The sequence below is a fragment of the Fluviicola sp. genome (assembly GCF_030151805.1).
In the GTDB taxonomy this organism is placed as follows: domain Bacteria; phylum Bacteroidota; class Bacteroidia; order Flavobacteriales_D; family Crocinitomicaceae; genus Fluviicola.
Genome location: NZ_JASLCN010000452.1, coordinates 1 through 4,986, shown reverse-complemented (window position 1 = coordinate 4,986; position 4,986 = coordinate 1). Strand labels below are relative to the sequence as shown.

Genomic DNA, 4,986 nt, shown 5'->3' with positions numbered 1-4,986 from the left:
TGTATTTTGTGAGCGGTTTTGCCCATTTTGTTCCGGAGAAAACAGGACTTGAAGCAAAGGTTTCTTTTGTTGCCTTCAGTTCGATTTTGTCATTGAGATCCATCGGGATGACAAGTGAATTCTTTCCATTATCACCAAGAGTAAGCGAGTAGATTCCCATTCCCGGAATGTTTCCGTCTAATGAAAAGTTTCCGTCGGCATCCGTTACGGTTTGCGCTACTTCAATCACTCCTTGCTGGGATTGAGCTTCTATCTTGAATTTTTGATTGGCTGCCCCTTTTATGGTTCCTTCAATGTGAAAGTTGTTCACCAATCCGGTTTCTTCATTCACGGAGTTGTCTCCGCACGAAGAAAGAACAAATGATCCTAAAAGGAAGGCGATGAAAAAATTGAAACGAGTCATTAAACAGTTTGTATTAATTCGCGCAATAACGCATTGGTTGTTTTTGGATCTGCTTTACCACCGGATGCTTTCATGATTTGTCCCATGAAGAATCCTGTAAGCTGATTTTCTCCTGCTTTAAAACGGGAAACCTCGTCCGGGTGTTGCTTGAAAACGCTCAAAATAACTTCTTTTAACGAATCAGCGTTGGATTCCTGGATGATATTCAACGAAACAGCTAATTCTTTCACATTTGAAGCCGGAGTTTCGATTAAAGCCGGAAACAGCTTTTGTGCCGCTGCCGAATTTGAAACACTTCCCGATTCAATCAGGTTAATGATTGCTGCAATTTGCGGTGCTGAAATCGGTAATTCTTCGATTTCCAAACCATTCTGATTCAAATACGATTTCACTTCCCCCATGGTCCAGTTGGCCGCAGCTTTGTAATTTTTCGTATTGGCAATCACTTCTTCAAAGAACAAAGCAATGGACTTCGAATCTGTCAGAATTCCGGCATCATAGTCCGAAAGTTTCAAATCCTGAGTATATTTTGCATACAATTCTCTCGGAAGTGCCGGCATTTTGGATTTCACCTGGTTTACATAGGTTGCATCCACAACAATTGGTTGTAAATCCGGTTCCGGAAAATAACGGTAATCGTTTGCTGCTTCTTTGCTTCGCATGGAAATCGTGATTCCTTTCAAAGCGTCGAAACTGCGGGTTTCCTGTGAAATGCGCTCTCCGTTTTCCACGGCAATGATCTGGCGTTCGATTTCAAATTCAATCGCACGTTGTACGTTCCGGATCGAGTTCATGTTTTTCACTTCGACCTTTGTTCCGAATTCAGAAGCACCTTTCAAACGAACGGAGATATTGGCATCACAACGAAGTGAACCTTCTTCCATGTTTCCGTCACAAATATCCAGGTAGCGAACCAAACGGCGCACTTCCGTCAGGTAATTGTAGGCTTCCTGGCTGGAACGGATTTCCGGCTCAGATACGATTTCCAAAAGCGGTGTTCCGGCACGGTTCAAATCGACCAGGGTGTCGTATAAATCCACATCGTGAATTGACTTTCCGGCATCTTCCTCCATGTGAATCCGCGTCAATCCGATTGTCTTTTCAGTTCCGTTTTCCGTTTTAATGATAATAGCACCTCCGGTACAAATCGGTGTTGTATCCTGCGTAATCTGGTATCCTTTCGGAAGATCGGGATAGAAATAATTCTTACGTGCAAAATGCTGGTGCTCCGCAATCGTACAACCGCAAGCCAAACCAAGTTTCACTGCGAATTCGATTGTTTTTTTGTTCATCACCGGCAAGGTTCCGGGATGCCCCAAAGTAACCACACTGACGTTGGTATTCGGATGTGCACCATACTCGTTGATATCGGAAGAATAGGCTTTTGTTTTCGTCAACAACTGAGCGTGAACTTCTAACCCGATTACTACTTCGTATTTATCTCTTATTTCTGTACTCATTCTTTTCAGATTTTCAGATTTTCAGATTTTCAGATTTTCAGACTTGAAAAAATTATTTCCGGGTCTAAAATACCGTCACATCAAATCTAAAGTCAATTTTTAATTTTATTCTTGTATGGACCTGATAAAACCTCCGATCATTGGTTGTAAATTAATTCGTTTCAATCTGATTTCTTCAGTAGAAATTTCGAATCATTCTTCAACAAGAACCAATTGTGTTTCTAATTCATAGGATGAAGATACTGCAATTCTAAGAAAATGAATAAACTCTTTCTCCGATGATCGACCAGTTCCCTCTGCAATATTTGACGGTATAGAGACGGCTGCCCGGTTCATCTGAGACTTTAGGTCATATTTTTCTGAATCAGGGAGATTTGAACTTAAGATATAAACCGGTTTAACAGTCGAAATAGCCTCTTTCCAAATCTTTAATTCTCTGAAATTATGTCCTCTTTTCATCTATTCAAGAGTCTGAATATCCTATTAAATCTTGGAAATCAATTCACGCATAATCAATGTCATCTTAGGTTCTTGTCTGCTAGCCACATCGATGACATCCTGTAAACTTACTTTCTGAATTTTTCCGGGAACTCCTAAATCCGTAATGATGGAGATCGCGAAACAAGGAATTTCCATGTGACGCGCAACGATTACTTCCGGAATCGTAGACATTCCAACTGCATCGGCTCCGATTGCACGAACGTATCCGTATTCTGCCGGAGTTTCCAATGTTGGTCCTGTCAAAGCAGCGTATGTCCCAACAGAAACTTTGATATTGTTTTCGGCAGCGATGTTTTTCGCCAAATCAACCATTGTGTGGTCGTAAGGTTCGCTCATATCCGGGAAACGAGGTCCCAACTCATCAATATTTTTACCGATCAGCGGGTGTGCAGGGAACAAGTTGATGTGATCGTTCAAAATCATGATTTCACCTACTTCGAAATCCGGGTTCACACCTCCTGAAGCATTACTTACGAAAAGGCGTTCGATTCCCAATAATTTCATTACGCGAACCGGGAATGTTACTTGCTGCATGTTGTACCCTTCATAGAAATGAAAACGACCTTGCATGGCAACTACTTTTTTTCCACCCAAATTTCCGAAAATCAATTTTCCGGAATGGCTTTCTACGGTTGAAACGGGGAAATGAGGAATCTGTTCGTAAGGGATTTCATCGATCACTTCGATTTCCTTTACCAATCCACCCAATCCGGTTCCTAAAATAATTCCGATGCCCGGTTTAACCTGCGTTTTGCTGCTGATGTAATCAGCTGCTTCTTTCATTTGCTCTAACAACATAATTTTTAAGTAAGTCTTTAAAATCGTTTTCTCTATCTATTTTCAGTGAGATACTTTGTACAAAAAAAGGAATTTTCGATTGGATAATCTCTTCTTTCCATTCTGCAAAACGTACCGCATCTTTTTCAGTTGTAATGACCACACAACGTTGGTTTGCAAAAGTAGCAACTTTTTGCTGAATTTGCTGAATATCTGTCGAGGTAAAAGCATGATGATCCGGAAACTGAATGGACTCAACGGAATGGTTTTCAGTTAAAAAACGAACCAGCGGTTCGGGCTGTGCAATTCCGGTTACCAGAATTACTTTATCAACAGGTTCCCAAACGGCTCCGAATAATCCTTTTAACTCTCCGTAAATGATCTCACTGAAGAAGGTGTTTTCCCGCGAAACAGGGATTTTTTTGAAAAAGCGTTCTTTTTGTTCCGGACTCAGATTTTTCGGGCATTTGGTAACAACGACCACATCTGCGCGTTTCATCCCTGCTCTTGATTCGCGCAGGTTTCCTGCCGGAAAAACAAAATCGTTGAAAACCGGTCGGTCATAAGTCATCAACAACAGATTGAATCCGGCTTTTACAGCGCGGTGCTGGTAAGCGTCATCCAATAGAATCAGCGAATTTGGTTTGTTTGCACGAATCCAGTCAATGCCCAGTTGCCTTTTTTCAGAAACGACAACCGGAATGTTGTTTTGAAACGTAGTCCAGTACATCATCGGTTCATCCCCGATTTCTGTGGCGGTGCTTTCAGGAGTTGCAATATGAAGTCCCCGGGTTTTCCGGCCATATCCGCGCGATAGAATCACCGGATGATCGTTTTGGAATAATTCGGCTAAATAGGCAGTCATCGGAGATTTTCCAGTGCCGCCCACTGTGATGTTTCCAATGCAGACGGATGCTCCCGGAATGACGTGCGATTTGAAAATATGCCAGTCAAACAGTCTGTTCCGGATACCAACAATCAGCAGGTAAATCCAGGATAAGGGAAGCAAGAACAGACGCCATGAAAACATGGAGATAAAGATAATAGAAATCCTTCACCGGCCCGGTGAAAAATAGCAAGGAAGGGAACTGTTTGTTTTATAGAGCTCCCTTGATTGATCATTGGTAAGTAATGGATGTGTTACATCCATTTGGAAACAAAGCGATTAAATTCTTCGTGGAGTTCGCTGAATACTTTTTCAAAAGTTTGAATCGCTTCTTTTTCGCTTTGATGATCAGGAACTTTCCGGTGATCGGCAGCGACGGGATTTTGGTTTATTTCTTCCTGCAGCCGATCTTCTGAAATTGTTACTTTGTGCTGTATTTCATCGACTGTATTCCGGTGAATGATTAAACGATCCTGAAACTGTTCGACAAGAGCCAATACATCCTTGTGATTGTTTTTTGCTGCTATTTCTTCCAGGCGTTTCTGAAGTATTTTGATTTCGTCTTTGTAGAAATCTAATTTGCTTGACCAATCAACGTTTTCTTCATGTTGTTTGTAGATAAATTCATTCTGACTCATGGTTTTTAATTTTTAGTGATGTAATGTTTTTATTTGAGTTAAAGATAGGGAAGTGTGAATTGCCAAAATATGATTTGTATCACTGGAATTTATGATTTTCATGAAGGAAAAACAAATTTTCTTTTTTGAATTTGAGGACGTTGTAATGGAAGGTGCGCCGGAATGCTTTAGGGGAGATTTAATTACGAATTACGAATTACGAATGCCGAATTAGAAGAATTTCGATGATTAAGAAGGGAAGTTGAATTCCGAATGATTGGATTATCCCGGTAGGAATAAGATTGGGAATTCGTAATTTTATGCTGTGTCTCTCATTTCTAT

General features: G+C 40.9%; 6 protein-coding genes. All 6 read right to left on the bottom strand.

The window, feature by feature from the left end:
- Positions 1–403 (bottom strand): DUF4369 domain-containing protein (locus tag Q1V93_RS17195; protein ID WP_300666376.1); only part of this gene is annotated, 403 nt, incomplete at its 3' end.
- Positions 403–1,863 carry an Asp-tRNA(Asn)/Glu-tRNA(Gln) amidotransferase subunit GatB gene (gatB, locus tag Q1V93_RS17190; RefSeq protein WP_300666375.1) on the bottom strand — a complete coding sequence of 487 codons (1,461 nt, stop codon included), beginning with the start codon at positions 1,861–1,863 and terminating at the stop codon, positions 403–405. The genes Q1V93_RS17195 and gatB, both read right to left, overlap by 1 nt.
- Before the next feature lie 192 nt (positions 1,864–2,055).
- Positions 2,056–2,322 (bottom strand): four helix bundle protein, encoded by a 267-nt coding sequence (locus Q1V93_RS17185; RefSeq protein ID WP_300666373.1) that lies wholly within the window; start codon positions 2,320–2,322, stop codon positions 2,056–2,058.
- A 24-nt stretch (positions 2,323–2,346) separates the two neighbouring features.
- Positions 2,347–3,159 (bottom strand): purine-nucleoside phosphorylase, encoded by an 813-nt coding sequence (locus Q1V93_RS17180; RefSeq protein ID WP_300666378.1) that lies wholly within the window; start codon positions 3,157–3,159, stop codon positions 2,347–2,349.
- Complete coding sequence (gene lpxK / locus Q1V93_RS17175; RefSeq protein WP_300666371.1) at positions 3,131–4,171, bottom strand: tetraacyldisaccharide 4'-kinase; 1,041 nt, start codon at positions 4,169–4,171, stop codon at positions 3,131–3,133. Before lpxK ends, Q1V93_RS17180 begins: the two co-directional genes overlap by 29 nt.
- A gap of 110 nt (positions 4,172–4,281) precedes the next feature.
- Positions 4,282–4,665 carry a hypothetical protein gene (locus Q1V93_RS17170; RefSeq protein ID WP_300666370.1) on the bottom strand — a complete coding sequence of 128 codons (384 nt, stop codon included), beginning with the start codon at positions 4,663–4,665 and terminating at the stop codon, positions 4,282–4,284.
- Positions 4,666–4,986 lie beyond the last annotated feature (321 nt).